The organism is Thermocrispum agreste DSM 44070 (assembly GCF_000427905.1).
GTDB lineage: Bacteria > Actinomycetota > Actinomycetes > Mycobacteriales > Pseudonocardiaceae > Thermocrispum > Thermocrispum agreste.
On record NZ_ATYX01000009.1, the window covers coordinates 126,985 to 143,919 of the forward strand.

The following is a 16,935-nucleotide window of genomic DNA, read 5'->3' on the forward strand; positions in this document are numbered from 1 at the left end:
GCAGGACACGTCGTGGTCGATCCACCTGACCGGACGAAGGCAGCCAAAGCCGCGGTGCTGGCCGTGGCCGAGTGCGCGGCACGCGTTGACGTCCCGGCCACCGGTGGGCGGTTGCACCTGCGCGGGCACCTGCCGGTCGGCCTGGGCATGGGATCGTCGAGCGCGGACATCATCGCGACGATCCGCGCCGTGGCCGCGTGCTACCGCTGTGTCCTGTCGCCCACCGACATCGCGCGCATCGCGGTACGGGCGGAAACGGCGAGCGACCCGCTCATGCACGACGGACAGCCGGTGCTGTTCGCCCAGCGCGAGGGCAGGATCCTGGAGGATCTCGGTGCCTCGCTGCCTCCGCTGGCCGTCGTCGGCTGCTGCACCGGCGGAGGGCGGCCGGTGGACACCCTCGCCCTCAGGCCTGAGTACGGGCCTGCCGACCTTGCCCGATTCGAACGACTGCGGGCCCGGCTACGGGCCGCCATCCGGGCGGCCGACCCGGCCGGTGTGGGCGAGGTCTGCACGGCCAGCAGCCTGCTGAACCAACGCGTGCTGCCCAAGGCCGAGCTGGCGACGCTGCAGGAGATCGGTGACGACGTCGGCGCCGTCGGTGTGCAGGTGGCGCACAGCGGGAACGTCGCCGGCCTGCTGTTCGACGCCACTCGCCCGGACCTGGCTCAGCAGCTGCACAGCTGTCGTGTCCGCCTGCGCCGCGCAGGCATTCCCCCGACCAGAACGTTCCGAGTCAGGCAGCACTCGGCACAGCGTTCGCCACAGGGCCCGGCCCACGCCTGGACATCGAACTCGGCAACGAAGGAGGACGTGCGTGCACGACCACATCAGCCAGGCCATCGGCACCCCCGACCTGGTGCGGCTCGCGGACGGGCTCGTCTGCCTGAGGTTTGAAACGATGAAGGTCGTCTCCGCCGTCGCGGCGGTGCGGCACCTGCTCGACACCGGCGTGGTGCGGCCGGGCGACACCGTGCTGGACAGCTCGAGCGGCATCTACGCCTGCGCACTGGCCCTGGCCTGCCACCGGTACGGCTTGCGCTGCTACATCGTCGGCTCGACCACCGTCGACGAAACGCTGCGCGTGCAGCTGGCGGTGCTCGGCGCCCAGCTGGAGCAGATGCCCCCGTCGAGCGATCTGCGCCTGGACCAGAACCGCCGCGTGCGGCGTGTCCGCGAGCTCCTCGCGGCCAACCCGGGCTGGCACTGGATGCGCCAGTACCACGACCGCATCCACTACCTCGGCTACCGCAGCGTCGCCGAGATGATGCACGCCGAGCTCGGCGAGCAGTCCGTCACGCTGGTCGGCGGCGTCGGATCCGGCGCGTCGACCGGCGGGCTGGCCACCGCGCTGGCCGACCTCGGGGTGCCCGTCGAGCTGGTCGGCGTCCAGCCGTTCGGCAGCGTCACGTTCGGCAGCGAACACCTGGCCGACCCGGACATGATCATCGCGGGCATCGGCAGCTCGATTCCTTTCGGCAACGTCGACCACGACCGGTACGACGTCATCCACTGGGTGTCCTTCCGGATGGCACTGTCCGGCAGCATCGATCTGCTCCGCAGGCACGCCGTCTTCGCCGGGCTGTCCACCGGGGCGGCGTATCTGGCCGCGCGCTGGGAGCACGCGCGCACGACCGCGCCGGGCGGCACCACGGTGTTCATCGCGGCCGACACCGGGCACCGCTACGTCGACTCGGTCTTCCGACGCCACACCGAAGCCCTCGACATCGACACGCTCCGCCCGCACGAACTCACCGATCCGCGTGCGGTGCGCCTGCCGTGGTCGCGGGCGCCGTGGCGGCGCGCGGCCGGTTCATCGGACCCGACGGCCGGGGCGCGCGATCACGCCCCTGTCCGGTAGCCGAGGCGGGCCGAGGCCATGTCGGCGGCTTGGCACACCAACGGGACGAGTTTCTTCAGCTGGTCGGCATCCAGCCGGTAGGACGGGCCGGAGATGCCCATCGCGGCCACGACCTCCCCCTGTTGGTCCCGCACCGGCGCAGCGGCGGAGGTCAGGCCGTCCTCCAGCTCGTCCACCGCCACCGCGTATCCGTTGACCCGCACGCGACTGATCTCCGCCCGCAGCTGCGCTTCGTCGACCAGCGTGCGTTCGGTGTAGCGGGTGAGCGGCGCGGACAGCACTTCGGCCAGCTGTTCCTCGGGCATGAAAGCCAGGAAGATCTTGCCCGGCGACGTGCAGTGCAGCGGCGTCTGCCGCCCCAGCCAGCTGCGACTGACCACGAACGAGGTGGAGGCGATCTGGTCGATCGTGACGCACTCGGTCCCTTCGAGCACGTTCAGCGTGACCGTCTCCTCGGTGTGGCGGGCAAGCCACTCGCAGCCGGGCCGCGCCTGCTGGCTGAGGTTCGGCTCGTCGCTGACGCTGCGCGCCAGCCGTGCCAGGCCGCCGCCCAGGCGGTACTTGCCGGAATCGGCGTGCTGCTCCACCAGGCCGCCCGCCTCCAGCGTGCTCAGCAGCCGGAACGCCGTCGACTTGTGCACCCCGAGCGCGTTGCCGATGTCGGTCACTCCGGACCACCCGTAGCGCGCAAGGAACTCCAGGATGGAAATCGCCCGCTCGACCGACTGCACCCCGCCCGATCGTCGCTCTTGGCTGGTCACGCCGTCAGAGTCTAGGAGGTCACGGTCGGCGGAGTGGCCGGTCGACGCGGGCAGATTCATCCGGATGTCCCAGCGGACGCGTTTCGTGCCCGGATTTCCGCGATCACGGCGGGCAGCACCTCGTGCAGGTCACCGATCACCGAGTACGTCGACCGGGTGACCATCGGCGCGTCCGGGTCGGTGTTGATGGCCAGGATCGCCTTGGCGTCCATGCAACCCACCCAGTGCTGGGTGGCTCCGCTGATGCCGCAGGCGATGTACAGCTTCGGTGCGACCTTGGTCCCGGTCAGGCCGACCTGGTCGCTGTGCGGCCGCCAGCCGTTGTTGGTGGCCACCCGGGAACATCCGACCGCGCCGCCGAGCAACTCGGCCAGCTCCTCCAGCACCCGGTAGCCCTCGGCGCTGCCGACCCCGCGCCCACCGGAGACGACCACGTCCGCGGTGGCCAGGCTGACCCCGGCCTCCCGCTCGGTCCGCTCGATCACCCGGGTGCGCGCCAGCTCGTCGCGCAGATCCGGGGTGAACCGCCGGACGTCGACCTGATCCACGGTCGACGGGGTCTCCGCGCCCGTCCCGGCGCCCGGCTGAACGGTGAACACACCGCAGCCCGCGTCCATCTCCGCGTCCTCCAGCAGCATGCCGCCGCCCCGGATCCGGGTGATCAGCCACGGCCTGCCGGTGCCGCTGATCTGGGTGCAGTTCGCGGCAAACGGGGCACGCATGCGTGCGGCGAGGTGGGCCATGACCTCGTTGCCCTTCTCGCTGCCCACCGCGAGCACGCCGCTGGGCTGCAGTTCGCCGACCAGCTGGGCCAGCGCCTCGCCGTACGCCTCGGGGGCGTAGTCGCTGAGCACGTCATGCTCCACGACATGGGCGGCCTTGATGCCTTGCTTGGCCAGTTCGTCGGCCCGCGACGCGTCGAACAGCACTGCGTGCACATCGTCGGTCAGGCCACGAGCGAGCTGCACCGCGTCCAGCCATGCGGGGTGGTCGTCCACCTGCACCACGAGCAGCAACATCAGCACACCCCCAGTTCTTCCAGCACGTCCACGACCGCGGGGGCCGCCTCGGGGCCGTGCCCGAGCAGCACGCTGTCCGCTCGCTTCTCCTCCGGCTGGCGCAGCCGGATCTTGCGCAGCCCGCCCGGCGGCGGCTGCCAGGAGATCGTGTCCAGCTTCGCCTTCTTCGCCTTCAGCCTGCCCGGCAGGCTGGGGTAGCGCGGCAGGTTGAGCCCTTCCTTGACCGCCACCGCGGCCGGCAGCGACAGCTGGTAGACCTCGCTGCCGTCGGCGATCTCACGGCGCAACCGCACACCGCCGTCGGTGACCTCGATGCCCTTGATGCCGCCGACGATCGGCCAGCCCAGCTCGGTCGCCACCCGCACACCGACCTGGTAATGCCCGGCGTCGGCCGACTCGTTGCCGAACATGATCAGGTCGAACCGGGCGTCGAGCTCGCCGAGCGCATGCACGATGGCCGCGGCGGTGGCCTGCGGGTCGAGCTCGTCCTGGCCCGTGTCCACCACCACGCCGCGGTCGGCGCCCATGGCGATCGCGTATCGGACCTGCTCGGCGACCTCCGGCGGCCCGACCGCGAGCACGGTCGCGCTGCCCCCGTGCCGTTCCTTCAGCCGCACGGCTTCTTCCACCGCGCATTCCTCGTGCGGACCGATGGTGAAGCCGAGATGCCGGGTGTCGATGTCTCTGCCGTCTTCGGTCAGCGGGACCTTGGCCCCGGGGGCGGGCACCCGCTTGACGCAGACCAACACGTCCAGACTCATGGGCCTCACGCCTTCATGCGCGTGTCGTCCGGGTCGAACAGCGGCTTCCGGCCGACCCGGGCAACCGTCACCGGGTACTGCTCTGCCATGTACTCGACCTTCAGCTTCCGGCCCTCCACCGCGTGTTCCGGCGGCAGGTAGGCCATCAGCAGGTACTTGCCGAGCGACGGCCCGGCGCCCGCACTGGTGACGTAGGAGCTGCGCCCCTTGCTGTCGACGATCCGCTCGCCGTCCTCGGTCAGGATCGGTTCGCCGCCCTGCGGGTACCTGGCGATGCCTGCCGAGCTGGTGTGGTCGTCGACGGTCAGCGTGCACAGCAGCGCGGCGGGCTCGGTCTCGCGCGCCGCCAGGTACGCCTGCTTGCCGATGAAATCGGCCGACTTGACCTTGGGCAGGGCCAGCCCGGCCTCCACCGGGTCGTACTCCGACTCCAGCTCGGCGCCCATCAGCCGGTAGCCCTTCTCCAGCCGGCCGGTGGTGCCGTAGACGCCGATGCCCGCCGGGATCAGCCCGTGCGGTTCGCCTGCGTCGGCGATGGCGTCCCACAGCTTGGTGCCCTGCTCGAACGGGGCGTGCAGCTCCCAGCCGAGGTCACCGACGTAGGACACCCGCAGGGCGAGCACCGGGGTGCTGCCGATGACGATCTCCTTCGCCGTGCCGTACGGGAACCCCTCGTTCGACACGTCGTCCTCGGTCACCGCCGACAGGATGTCGCGGGCCCGCGGGCCCCACAGCCCCAGCGTGCACACCGCCGACGTCACGTCGGAGAACGACACTCCCGAGTCGGGCAGGTGGTCGAGGAACCACTTGCGGTCCCGCGCGCCGTCCGCGCCACCGGTGATCACCCGGTACTTGTCCGGTCCCAGGCGCACCAAGGTCAGGTCGCTGCGGAAACCGCCGTTGGCATCCAGCAGCGGCGTGTAGATGATCCGGCCGACCGGGCGATCGACGTTGGCCACGCACAATCGCTGCAGGTAGTCGACCGCGCCCGGGCCGCTGACGTCGAACTGGGCGAACGCGGACAGGTCGATCATGGCGGCGCGTTCCCGCATCGCCAGGTGCTCGGCGTTGATGATCGGCGACCACCAGCGGGCGTCCCACTCGTGCGGCCGGTCCTCGACGCCGTACTTGTCGACCAGGTCGCGGTTGGACTCGTACCACTGCGGCCGTTCCCAGCCCGCGACCTCGAAGAACTCCGCACCCAACGCCTTCTCGCGGGAGTAGAACGGCGACAGCCGCTGCTGCCGCTCCGACGTCCACTGCTCGCGCGGGTGCACGATGCCGTAGGTCTTGTTGAACCCTTCGGACGTGCGCGCCCGCACGTGCGCGGGGGTGCGCTGGTGCGGGTAGAAGCGGCTGATGTCCGCACCGTGCAGGTCGATCTCGCTGTGGCCGTGCGTCATCCACTGGGCCAGCATGCGGCCGACGCCGGGGCCTTCCTTGATCCACACCGCGGCAGCCGACCACAACCCCTTGACCTCCGGGGTCTCCCCGAGAAGCGGGGATCCGTCCGGGGTGAGCGACAGCAGCCCGTTGATGGCGTGCCGCACGCCCGCTCCCTCGGAGTTCAGGATCGACCCGAACAGCTCGAGCGCGTCCTCCATCTGCGGGTCGAAGTCCTCTTCGGTGAACGGCAGCTGGGTCGGCGACAGCGCGGCTTCCTCGATCGACGGGATCTCGTCCGGCTCATGCAGGATCGGCCGGTGCGCGTACGAGCCGATCTCCAGATCCGCCCCGCTCTGCCGCTCGTACATCAGGGCGTCCATGTCGCGGATGATCGGGTAGGCGATCTCCGTGCCGGTCGCCGCCAGCTCGGGGATCGGGCCCACGTCGATCATCTGGTGCACCGCCGGCGTCAGCGGGATGCGCGCACCCGCCATCCGCGCGATCCGCGGGCTCCACACACCGCAGGCGATCACCACGGTTTCGGTGGCGATGTCGCCGCGGTCGGTCCGCACACCGCGGACCCGGCCGTCGACCACCTCGATGTCCAGCACCTCGGTGTTGGCCGAGACGGTGAGGGCACCGCGCTTCTGCGCGTGTTCCCGCATCAGCGCCCCGGTCTGCAGCGGGTCGACCACCGCACACGACGGCGTGTAGAAGCCGGCCAGCAGGATCGACGGGTCGACGAACGGGACCAGCTCGGCCACCCGCTGCGGGGTGATCAGCTCCGCGTCGATGCCCCACGCCTTGGCCGAGGCCATACGGCGCTTGAGCTCCTCGACCCGCTCGGGCTTGCGGGCCACCTCGATGCCGCCGCAGGTGGTCAGCGTGCCGAACTTCTCGTACTGACGCATCGAGTCGAGCGTCAGCATGGTGATCTCCTTGGCGTGGTCGACCGGGAAGATGAAGTTCGACGCGTGGCCGGTCGACCCGCCCGGGTCCGGCAGCGGCCCCTTGTCCAGCAGCACGATGTTCCGCCAGCCCTCTTCGGCGAGGTGGTAGGCCACCGAGTTGCCCACGATCCCGGCACCGATCACCACCACGTCGGCGGTGCTCGGGAGTTTCCGCTGTGCGCTGCTTGTGTCCGTCATGACAACCCCACCACTTGGCCTGCTTCGTCGATGTCGATGCGTTCCGCCGCAGGGTGCGACGACAGTCCTGGCATGGTCCGCATTTCGCCACAAATGGGGTAGACGAATCCAGCCCCCACCGAGGCTCGCACCTCCCGCACCGGCAGCCGCCATCCGGTGGGCGCGCCCTTGCGGCTGGGATCGTCGGACAGCGACAGATGCGTCTTGGCAATGCACACCGGCAGGTGGCCGAAGCCGCAGCGTTCGTAGGTCTCCAGCTGTTTGCGGGCCTTCGGGCTCAGCTCGATGCCGTCCGCGCCGTACATCCGCGTGGCGATCGTCTCGATCTTGTCCACCAGCGGCATGTCGTCCGGGTACAGGAAGCGGAACTCGCTCGGCTCCTCGCACGCCTCGGCGACCGCCTCGGCCAGCTCGACCGCGCCCTTGCCACCGCGGCTGAAGTGCGTGGCGACGGTCGCCCGCGCGCCTTCCTCGGCGGCCACCTGGAGGATGGCCTGCTTCTCGCTCTCGTAGTCCTCCGGGAAGGCGTTGACCGCCACCACCGGGTTGACGCCGTGCGCCCGGATGTTGGCGATCTGCTTGCGCAAGTTCGCCGCGCCCTGGAAGACGTCGTCCGGGTTCTCCTTCAGCATCTCTTCCGGCAGCGGCTTGCCCGCCACGACCTTGTACTTGCCGCTGTGCGCCTTCAGCGCTCGCACGGTGGCCACCACCACGGCCGCGTCCGGGCGCAGGCCGGAGGCGCGGCACTTGATGTTGAAGAACCGCTCGGCTCCCATGTCCGCGCCGAAACCGGCCTCGGTGATCAGGTAGTCGGCTGCCCGGATGCCGATCAGGTCGGCCACCACCGACGAGTTGCCGTGCGCGATGTTGCCGAACGGGCCGCAGTGCACCAGCGCGGGCGTCTGCTCGATCGTCTGCATCAAGTTCGGCTTGATCGCATCGCGGAGCAGCACGCACATCGCTCCCGCTGCCCGCAGCTGTTCCGCGGTCACCGGCTCGCCGTCGTAGGTGTAGCCGATCACGATGCGGCCCAGCCTGGCGCGCAAGTCGTGCAGCGAGGTGGACAGCGCGAGAACCGCCATCACCTCGCTGGCCGCGGTGATGTCGAACCCGGTCTGCCGCGGCACGCCGTCGGACTTGCCGCCCAGGCCGGTGACGATGCTCCGCAGGTCGCGGTCGTTGACGTCGATGACCCGGCGCCAGGTGATCGAGAACGGGTCGATGCCGAGCTTGTTGCCCTTGTGGATGTGGTTGTCGATCATCGCGGCCAGCAGGTTGTGCGCCGACGTCACCGCGTGCAGGTCGCCGGTGAGGTGCAGGTTGATCGTCTCCATCGGCGCCACCTGGGCGTAGCCGCCGCCCGCCGCGCCGCCCTTGATGCCGAACGTGGGCCCCATGGACGGCTGCCGGATGGCCACGATCGCCTTCTTGCCGAGCTGGCCGAACGCCTGCCCGAGACCGACCGTGGTGGTGGTCTTGCCCTCCCCCAGCGGCGTCGGGGTGATGGCCGAGACCACCACGTACTTGCCCATCGGCCGGTCGGCCAGCTCGTCGACCGCGGCCAGGGAGATCTTGCTGACCGAGTGCCCGTACGGCTCGAGCAGGTGTTCGCCGAGCCCGATGGACGCGGCCACCTCGGGTATCGGCAGCAACTCGGCTGCCCGGGAGATGTCCAGGTCCGTTGGCATGCTCACGCGGTCCTCCGATAGGCCTGGGCCACCCAGCGATGGGTGGCCGTGACGCGGTTGAACGTGAACAGGTGCAGGCCGGTCAGCTGGGCACGGCCGGCCGCGATCCGGGCGGCCAGCTTCCGCAGCAGCGCATCGGGGCGGTAGCCCCCCGGCCACAGCAGCCGCCCAGCCACCGACCGGTGGCCGCGCACGAACCGCAGGGACTGGCCGACGCCGACCTTGAGCGCGATCCGCATCAGCTTGGCGGGTTCGACCACGCCGGGCACTCCCACGATCACCGGGAGCCCGGCCTCGCGCCGCACGTCCGTGGCGAAGCGGCCGATCGCGTCGGCGTCGAAACACATCTGCGTGACCACGTAGGACGCGTAGTCCCGCTTGGCCCGCAGCGCCTGCCACAGGGTGTCGTCGTCGATCGCGTGGTGGCCTTCCGGGTAACCGGCCACGCCCACCTTGGCCGGCATCCGGCCGAGGTCGTCCATCGCCCGCAGCAGGCTCAGCGCGTCCGGATACGGCCCGCGTGGCTCGCGGCCGTCGCCGCCGACGACGAAGACCTCGCCGATGCCCGCCACGTCCAGCCGGTCCAGCAGCCTGCGCAGCTCGGCAGGCCCGGTGACCTGCCGGGCTGCCAGGTGGGGGACGACGGACATGCCCTGGGCCGCCAGCTTCTCGGCGACCGCCACGGTGGAGTCCAGGCCCTGCCGTGGCGAGGACGTCACGGTCACCACCGACCCCGCGGGCAGCGACTCCGTCTGGGTGAGCACCGACTCCAGCGGCAGGACCTCGTAGCGCGGACGCGCGAGCAGCGGCTCGAGGGCTTGGCGTTTGCCCGTCGGCTCCTGCCCGGTGCCTTTCGCCCGTGCCATACCGCCTCAGCCTTTGGGGGTTTCCTTGGCCGGGTCGATGAACGGCTTGTCGACCACTTTGGCCGCGCGCGGCCCGGTCGGCGTGTGCACCACCACCTCGGTGCCGGTCTTGGCCAGCTCGATGGGCAGCATGGCCAGCCCGATGTTGCGCTCCAAGCGCGGGGAGAAGCAGGCACTGGTCACCTGGCCGACCTGCTCGCCGCCGGAGGTGGACACCGGGAACGGCTCCAGCATCGAGCCGTCGTTGTAGCTGCCCACCGACGGACCGTCGATCTCCACGCCGACCATCAGCCGGGAGATGCCCTCCTCCTTGATGCGGCGCAGCGCCTCCTTGCCGACGAAGTCGGCCTCCTGGTCCAAATCGACCATCCACTTGTAGTCGTAGCCGACCTCCAGCGGGTTGGTGTCCAGCGTGATGTCGCAGCCGTAGGCGAGCATGCCCGCCTCGATCCGCCGGATGTGGCTGGGACCGATCACCTTCATGCCGTGGGCCTTGCCCGCTTCCCACACCCGGTCCCACACGTGCTCGCCGTTGCGGCTGACCTGCTCGACGTAGATCTCGTAGCCGATCTCGCCGGTGTAGCCGGTGCGGCTGATCACCACGTCGATGCCGTCGATCTGCCTGCGGGTCAGCCAGTAGTACTTCAGGTCCAGGATGTCCTCGCCGAACAGATCGACCATGACCTCCTTGGCCTTGGGGCCCTGGATCTGCATCGGCGCGACGTCGACTTCCTTCACCGTGACGTTCCAGCCGCCCGCATGCGCCAGGCCGAGCGCCCACAATCCGACGTCGCTGTCCGCCAGCGACAGCCAGAACCTGTTCTCCTCCAGCCGGAGCAGCACCGGGTCGTTGACGATACCGCCGTCCGGTGCCGTGACGAACACGTACTTGCACTGGCCGACCGCGCACTTGGTCAGGTCACGCGGTACCAGGTAGTTGGTGAACGCGAAGCCGTCCGGGCCGGAGATCTCGATCTGTCGCTCCACGCCGACGTCCCACAGCGTGACGCCGTTGAGCAGCTCCCAGTACTCGGCGACGGGGTCACCGTAGTGGCGTGGGTGATACGTGTGGTTGTACACGCTGTACACCTTCACGCCGTGTTCGCGGGACTTGTAGAAGAACGGGGACTTCCGCAGCCGCGTGTACAGCATCACCGCAGGCTGATCGTTCGTCGTCGTGGTCGCTGGTTTCGGAGCAACTGCTGTCATCGGGGGACCTCTCCAGCTGGGCGGGACTTGTCACGAGATAGGAGGAAAGTTCGGTATGTCGTTGCGCTATACGATTGGGTTGCCTTATTCGCAACGAACTGCGAGCACAATTGTGTGCCGCGTCACCTAGGCCGTCAATGGGCCATCCGAGGCAACTCCGCGGGTGTGTCGCGGCGGTTCCCGGCCGTCCGCCCGGGCACTCGGTGTCGCGATCCCTCACCCCGACGTGCCACGCGGCTCGACCGGACGGGCCGCGCGTGCGAGGCTGGCAGGACCTACTACGCTGGCATGGAGGTCACGATGGCCGACTCAGCATCCGGACCGACGGCGAATTCGGACGGTGCCGACACCGTCCGGGACCAGTTCCGGGCAGCCCTGGAACGCAAGAAGGCCGCGACCAAAGCACGGGAAAGCCACGCGAACGCCGGCTCGAAGGTCGCCCATCCGCACCGTCCGGCGGTGGGGAAACGGCAGTTCCGGCGCAAGAGCGGCTGACGGCGCCAGCCGCACGACGGCCGACGGTCAGCGCGCGGTTGTCAACCGTTCGTGGGCGTCCTCGGTCAACTCGACGTACCGGCCGGTGGCCGCGTCCCAGGACCAGGCTCGCTCGCTTGGCTTGGGCAGCCCCTCGGCGGCCAGCGGCGCCGGATTCGGTCGGAACCACGTGGTCAGCGGGATCTCGTCGACGACGTGCACCACGTCCGGCCGCCGCTCGGCCGGGAGGTTCGCCAGCGCACGGGTGATGTCCTCGGGCCGCAGGGTCGCACCTTGCCACGTGGTCACCGCCGCGACCGCCACCTCTTCCCTACCGCGTACGGGCACGCCGTACGCGGTGGCCAGGTCGACTCGGTCGAGATCGGTCAGCGCATCGCAGATCGGCTGGGTGTACACCGGCCCGTGCTCGGTCTCGATCACCGTGAACCGGTTGTCGGCGAGCCAGAAGTCGCCGTCCGCGTCGCGCCAGAAGAGATCGTCGGTGGCCACCCAGGTGTCGCCGGGCGCGAACACGCCGCGAAGTTTGCGCGCCGTCGTGTCGATGCTCGCCCGCGGGTTCGCCAACAGCAGCCCGACCTCGCCTTCTGCGCACTCCACAGCGAATCCGTCGTCGCCGGTGACCAACTTCCCGGTGCGCGGATCGCAGCGCGCCAGCCGCACCTGGGCGCTGCCGGGGATCGGCCGCCCCTTCGCGCCCGGCTTCGCGCCGGACAAGTTGGCCAGCACCACGTCGCCTTCGGTGGATGCGTAGAACTCCAGCACCCGCGCCGACGGATAGCGGTCGAGCACCCGCCGCCACAGGCCGCGCGGCATGCCCGACCCCATGAACAGGCGGATCGCGTGCGGCTCCGCAGCCTGCGGCCGCGCCACGATCTCCCGCAGCAACGTCCAGGTGTAGGACACCACGGTCACGCCGTATCGCATGACCTCGGTGTCGAACCGTTCCGGGTCGAAGCCGCGGGACAACGCGATGCGCGCCCCGCCGGCCACCGCACCGCCCACGCTGGTGAGCAGGCCGGACGGATGGTGCAGCGGCGTGATGCAGTAGACGGTGTCGCTGCTGGTCAACGCGGCGGCCGACGCCGTGCCGAACGCCGACAACGCCCACCGGTGGTTGGTGATGAACTTCGCCACGGTCTGCTCGCCGGAGCGGCTGAACAGGATGAACGCCAGATCCCGCGCCAATCCGGGGTTGGGCCGGTACCAGCCGGGCAGATCGACCGTCTCCGGGTCGATCCGCTCCAGGTCGATCACCTCGGCGTCGGCGCGGGCAGGCACCTCGCGCTCACCACCACCGCCGAGCACGAGAATGCGGCAACCGGTCGCGGAGGCCTGCACCACGTGCTCCGGGTCGACCACGATGTCGGCCACCCCGCCCAGCCGGATCGCCACGGACAGATCCGCCACCGGCGGCAACAGCACGGCGACCGCGCCGAGCCTGGACAGCGCGGCGATGACGACCAGCGCCGAAGGCCTGGTGTGCATCAGCACCCCGACGTGGTCACCCTGCCGGACGCCCACCTGGATCAAGGCACGGACGACGTTGTCGATGCGGGTGCGCACGGCGGCGTTGGTGTACACGCGGTCGTCGAACAGGAAGCACTCACCGTCCGGGGCACGTTCGGCCTGCTCGTCGAGCAGCTTGCCGAACGAAACGCGGGTGTGGCTTTGCAGCTGCCCGAGGCGGAACAGCCGCGGCAGCGTCTGCACGGCTTCCAGCGCGATCTCCCGCGACGTCCGCGCCGCCTCGGTGGCGCGCCGGACCACCCGGCGACCCGCGGTCAGCCCGACGTCGGCCAGTGTGGACAGGCCCTGGCCGACCAGCGACGTGACGTCCGCAGGCGCCGGTTCCGGCGCGGCTTCGGTGAGCGGCCGGATTCCTGGTGGGGCCTCGCCGCCCTGCTCGTGCCACCGCACCCAGTCCGCGACCGCGGGCCAGGTCACCTTGTTCGCCGTCGTTCCGACCACCAGGCCGAAGTGCCCGGCGTGCACCGGATGTTCGTACACCTGGGCGCGCGGCGCAGCCCGGCCGATCCCGCGCACCGCGGCCGGGCGGCCGATGTCGTCGACCTCGCCGACGAAGGCCAGGATCGGGCAGGTGATGTCGGCCAGCGTCACCAGGCGGTCACCGATCACGAAGCCGCCGGTCATCATCCGGTTGTGCACCACGAACTGGCGCAACAGCTCCACGATCGCCGGGCCTGACCAGGCCACCCAGCCTTCCGCTTCCAGGAAGCGGCGCTGCTTCTCCCTGCCCAGCAGCGCTTCCCGGTCGTGCAGCTGACGCAGGAAGTCGATCTGCGCCCGGGTGGACTTCACCGGGTCGAGCAGCTTGAACCCCAGCCTGGCCGCCCACCCCGGCAGCGCAAGCCGGCTGAACACGTGGTCGGCCAGCAGCTCGGCCCCCTTGACCAGCAGCTCCTCGGGCAGGCCGAGCGGGGTGCTGCCCTGGATGTCGGCCGGGCTGCCGAACGTGACGACGCTGGCCACGCCCGCCGAGCGCCGGTAGGCGGTGGCCTGATAGCAGAACATGCCGCCCTGGGAGTACCCGCCCAGGTGCACATCGCGGCCGGTGTGCCCGATCACTCGGTCCACTGCCTCGCTCAGCGCCACGACGTGATCGGTCAGCGTGCGCTCGAGGCCACCTTCCACCTTGTCCGGAGAGCCGAAGTCGATCACCCACGGATCGAGCCCGGACCGGTACAGCGACGTCACCGCGCTGCTGGCAGGCGCGACGTCCCACAGGTTCGCGGCCAGCATCATCGGATGCACCAGGAGTACCGGGGCGCCGTCGGTGTTCGGCTGCTCCGGGAAGTACCGCCGCAGCTGATACATCGACGTCTGCTCCAGCACCGCGTACGGTGCGGGAGCCTCGTCGGTGCGCAGGCCGCCGAACCGCAGCACCTCGAGCCCGTTCTGCGCGTATGCAGCCACCGCTCCGACCAGTTTGCGCAGGCCACCGGGTGCGAATCGCATGAGCCGATCTTCTCCCGTCGCCGGAATGCGGTAAAGCCGGGGTCTCCCGTGCTCACCGGCACCGCGGACCGATGCCCATTCGCGGGCAGGCGTCCCCGGCGTCGGCGCGCGCCTGAGCCCGTCGTCGTCGGAAGCGGGTGTCCCGCCGTCTCGGGCCGGCCCGAGTGGGGCGCGGACGGCCGATCGTCACGACCGGCCGTCACAGGCCCGGCAACGCAGGTTCCGGACCTTCGGTCGCCGGGGTCGTCCTTGCGCGGTCGGCAGTGATCGTTCCGGTCCGACCACGTCCTTCTCGGTCGGCCGTTCCCGTGGGCGGGCTCGCTGCGACCGGCGAGCCAGGTCGTCCGACGACATCGCCCCACAGTCCCCAACTGGAGTATTGACCTAAACTTCACCAACTGCGATGGTTAAGTTGTTACTTCAACCTGCCTCTACCTGTGGAGCAGTTAACTATGACGCGAGTCCAGGCTTAGCCTGCCGCCGTCGAAGGGGGCCATCTCACTTCGCCCGGCGGCACCGGCGACGCCGGCAGCACGAGGGGGAAGGAGAGATGGTCATGTTGATCGCGATCATCCTGCTGCTGATCCTTGCCGTCGCCTACTGGCGCGAAGCACTCAAGCTCGCCATCGCGGCGGTGGTGGTCGTGCTGTTGCTCGGCGTGGTCCAGCTCGCCGAGATCGTCGACGAGGCCAGCGCCAGGTTCGACCAGGACAGCGTGAGCAGCAGCGTGCGCTGACACCGCGTGCCGATCGGCGGGTGGCACGGTCCACCCGGCTCCCGTCCGGCCCGGGCCGTCAGATCGCCTGCGCGTCCAGCAGGTCAGATCGCCTGCGCGTCGAGCAGCGAGACGGCCAGCCGGGGCGCGGGCACCCTGCCGTTCACCACGGGAACCCGGAACAGCACGTAGAAGTCCGAGATCCGGCCGACCTTGGACTTCACCACCTCGATGTTGGCGTCCGCCACGTCCGGGTTGGTGAAGGCGCGCACGGCAGCCAGCGTGCCCGCGGTGTAGCAGCCGGTGCACATCGTGACGTCGGTCTGCGGGTTGGCCGGGTTCCTGGCCCGCACGAACAGGCCGATGTCCTCCACCAGCTCCTGCTCGCCGTCGGCGAAGTCGGCCACCCGGGGCCGCAGCTCCTCGCCCTCCGGCGTGACGAAGAATTCCGGCTTGCCGAACGGCTGGCCCTGCTGGCGCACCGGCAGGTCGAGCAACTGCAGGTAGTTGCGGGTCAGCCGGTTGCGGCCGGGCCCGCCGATCAGCACCAGCGTCTGCTCGAGGTCGATGCCGCGGTCGTTGGCCGACCGATGGTGCCGGTTCTGGTAACCCATCGCGGCCAACTTCACGTACATCTCGAAGAACGCGTCGATGTCGCCGTAACGAGCCAGACGCGAGTAGTTGACGTTGCGCGGCCGCGCCGTCTCCGGCAGCCGGTCCTCGCTCACCTCGGACGTGACCACCATGATGTCGTCCGCCCTGTCGTGCGCCCACATCTCGTTGCGCGGTGCGGCCGCCGGGGCGACCGACTTCTCCCTGCGTGCTTCCTGTTCCGCCTCGTCACGCAGCCGGTGCAGCTCCCGGCGCAGCTCCACGAAGCGTTGCCGCGCCTGCGCGTCCAGGCTCGCTTCCGAGGGAACGGTCGGCTTGGGGCGCAGATTGGCCGGCGAACTGAACAGCAGCGCGTACTGCTTCAGCCGCTCGTCGGAGGGGCGCTTGTCGCTGTTGCCGTTCTCCCATGCGGAGATCGCCGCACCCGATATCGCCCGGGTCGCCGAGAACGCCGCGGCCAGCCCCTCCTGGGTGATCTTCTCCCCCAGCTCGAACTCGCGCAGCTCCCGCAGCCGCCGCGCGAACTGACGTCGGGCGTTGCGGGCCATGTCGTGTCACCTCCGGAAGGACTTTGCGATGAGCATAAACCCCACAACCGGTTAAGTCAGTTAAGGCACCCCGTTTGGACCGATCACTGCGCCATCCGGAGGTATCGAAATGTTGCCGATGCGCGCAACATTACCCGGCGGTTCGGCGGATACCCGGTAGATCGTTGCGCCGGGCGCGCCGTCGGGCACGCCCTCCCCCGCAACCCGCACTAGAACATATGTTCGAAAAGTGTGCTACCCTGGCATCATGGAGTTGCAAGGATCGTTGCTCGATCTGGTCGACGACCCAGGGCTGGCGCCGCTGAGCAGGGCCGAGCGCATCGAGCTCAGCCACGGGGCGTGGGTCGACGTCCTGCCCGGCTGGCTGACCGGCGCCGACACGCTGTTCGAGCGGCTGGCCGCCGAGGTGCCGTGGCGTGCCGAGCGCAGGGTCATGTACGACCGGGTCGTCGACGTTCCGCGCCTGCTCGCCTTCTACGACGAGGACGATCCGCTACCGCATCCGATCCTGGCCGAAGCGCGGGAGAAGTTGTCCGCGCACTACCTGCCCGAACTCGGGGAACCGTTCCGCACCGCAGGGCTGTGCTACTACCGGGACGGTCGGGACAGCGTCGCCTGGCACGGCGACCGCATCGGCCGCGGCAGGCTGGCGGACACCATGGTGGCCATCCTGTCCGTCGGCGCCCCGCGCGAGCTGGCGCTGCGCCCCAACGGGGGCGGCAAGCAGCTGAGCTTCCCCCTCGGCCACGGCGACCTGCTGGTGATGGGCGGCTCGTGCCAACGGACGTGGGAGCATGCGGTGCCCAAGACGACCAAGCCGGTCGGCCCACGGATCAGCATTCAGTTCCGGCCGCGGGGCGTGCGCTGACGGCGGCGCGCGGCGATGCGCG

Annotated in this window: 14 protein-coding genes; 5 read left to right on the top strand and 9 right to left on the bottom strand. The window is 70.0% G+C overall.

The window, feature by feature from the left end:
* The first annotated feature begins 12 nt into the window (after positions 1-12).
* Positions 13-897 carry a GHMP family kinase ATP-binding protein gene (locus YWY_RS0107980; protein WP_245566599.1) on the top strand — a complete coding sequence of 295 codons (885 nt, stop codon included), beginning with the start codon at positions 13-15 and terminating at the stop codon, positions 895-897.
* On the top strand, positions 818-1,861 hold the full coding sequence (locus YWY_RS0107985; protein ID WP_028847185.1) for a pyridoxal-phosphate dependent enzyme: 1,044 nt from the start codon (positions 818-820) through the stop codon (positions 1,859-1,861). The genes YWY_RS0107980 and YWY_RS0107985 overlap by 80 nt, the downstream gene beginning before the upstream one ends.
* On the opposite strand, the gene YWY_RS0107990 is transcribed toward YWY_RS0107985, so the two are convergent.
* From YWY_RS0107990 to YWY_RS0108020, 7 genes are read right to left on the bottom strand one after another with little or no spacing between them, the layout of a single operon-like run.
* Positions 1,843-2,622: an IclR family transcriptional regulator gene (locus tag YWY_RS0107990; protein WP_028847186.1), complete on the bottom strand. Its 780-nt coding sequence runs from the start codon at positions 2,620-2,622 to the stop codon at positions 1,843-1,845. The two genes, YWY_RS0107985 and YWY_RS0107990, sit on opposite strands and share 19 nt — an antisense overlap.
* 56 nt (positions 2,623-2,678) lie before the next feature.
* Entirely contained in the window at positions 2,679-3,641 is a 963-nt protein-coding gene (locus YWY_RS0107995) for an electron transfer flavoprotein subunit alpha/FixB family protein (RefSeq protein WP_028847187.1), read from the bottom strand.
* Positions 3,641-4,402: an electron transfer flavoprotein subunit beta/FixA family protein gene (locus tag YWY_RS0108000; protein WP_245566600.1), complete on the bottom strand. Its 762-nt coding sequence runs from the start codon at positions 4,400-4,402 to the stop codon at positions 3,641-3,643. Before YWY_RS0108000 ends, YWY_RS0107995 begins: the two co-directional genes overlap by 1 nt.
* 5 nt (positions 4,403-4,407) lie before the next feature.
* The gene (locus tag YWY_RS0108005) at positions 4,408-6,936 is read right to left on the bottom strand and encodes a GcvT family protein (protein ID WP_028847189.1); all 2,529 of its coding nucleotides are present in this window, start codon (positions 6,934-6,936) and stop codon (positions 4,408-4,410) included.
* A complete protein-coding gene (locus YWY_RS0108010; RefSeq protein ID WP_211227499.1) occupies positions 6,933-8,630 on the bottom strand; it encodes a formate--tetrahydrofolate ligase in 1,698 nt (565 codons plus the stop codon). Before YWY_RS0108010 ends, YWY_RS0108005 begins: the two co-directional genes overlap by 4 nt.
* Complete coding sequence (locus YWY_RS0108015) at positions 8,627-9,490, bottom strand: methylenetetrahydrofolate reductase (protein WP_028847191.1); 864 nt, start codon at positions 9,488-9,490, stop codon at positions 8,627-8,629. Before YWY_RS0108015 ends, YWY_RS0108010 begins: the two co-directional genes overlap by 4 nt.
* 6 nt (positions 9,491-9,496) lie before the next feature.
* Positions 9,497-10,699 (bottom strand): glycine cleavage T C-terminal barrel domain-containing protein, encoded by a 1,203-nt coding sequence (locus tag YWY_RS0108020; protein ID WP_051310041.1) that lies wholly within the window; start codon positions 10,697-10,699, stop codon positions 9,497-9,499.
* A 300-nt stretch (positions 10,700-10,999) separates the two neighbouring features.
* On the opposite strand from YWY_RS0108020, the gene YWY_RS0108025 reads away from it, so the two are divergent.
* On the top strand, positions 11,000-11,194 hold the full coding sequence (locus YWY_RS0108025; RefSeq protein ID WP_028847193.1) for a DUF5302 domain-containing protein: 195 nt from the start codon (positions 11,000-11,002) through the stop codon (positions 11,192-11,194).
* A gap of 27 nt (positions 11,195-11,221) precedes the next feature.
* Here the strand turns inward: YWY_RS0108025 and YWY_RS0108030 are convergent, their stop codons facing one another.
* On the bottom strand, positions 11,222-14,170 hold the full coding sequence (locus tag YWY_RS0108030; protein ID WP_028847194.1) for an AMP-binding protein: 2,949 nt from the start codon (positions 14,168-14,170) through the stop codon (positions 11,222-11,224).
* Positions 14,171-14,726: 556 nt separating this feature from the next.
* On the opposite strand from YWY_RS0108030, the gene YWY_RS0108035 reads away from it, so the two are divergent.
* A complete protein-coding gene (locus tag YWY_RS0108035) occupies positions 14,727-14,906 on the top strand; it encodes a hypothetical protein (RefSeq protein ID WP_156899146.1) in 180 nt (59 codons plus the stop codon).
* 83 nt (positions 14,907-14,989) lie between these two features.
* Here the strand turns inward: YWY_RS0108035 and YWY_RS0108040 are convergent, their stop codons facing one another.
* Complete coding sequence (locus YWY_RS0108040) at positions 14,990-16,045, bottom strand: helix-turn-helix domain-containing protein (RefSeq protein WP_028847196.1); 1,056 nt, start codon at positions 16,043-16,045, stop codon at positions 14,990-14,992.
* Positions 16,046-16,292: 247 nt separating this feature from the next.
* Between YWY_RS0108040 and YWY_RS0108045 the strand changes: the two genes are divergently transcribed.
* Positions 16,293-16,913 carry an alpha-ketoglutarate-dependent dioxygenase AlkB family protein gene (locus YWY_RS0108045; protein ID WP_028847197.1) on the top strand — a complete coding sequence of 207 codons (621 nt, stop codon included), beginning with the start codon at positions 16,293-16,295 and terminating at the stop codon, positions 16,911-16,913.
* Positions 16,914-16,935: the final 22 nt, after the last annotated feature.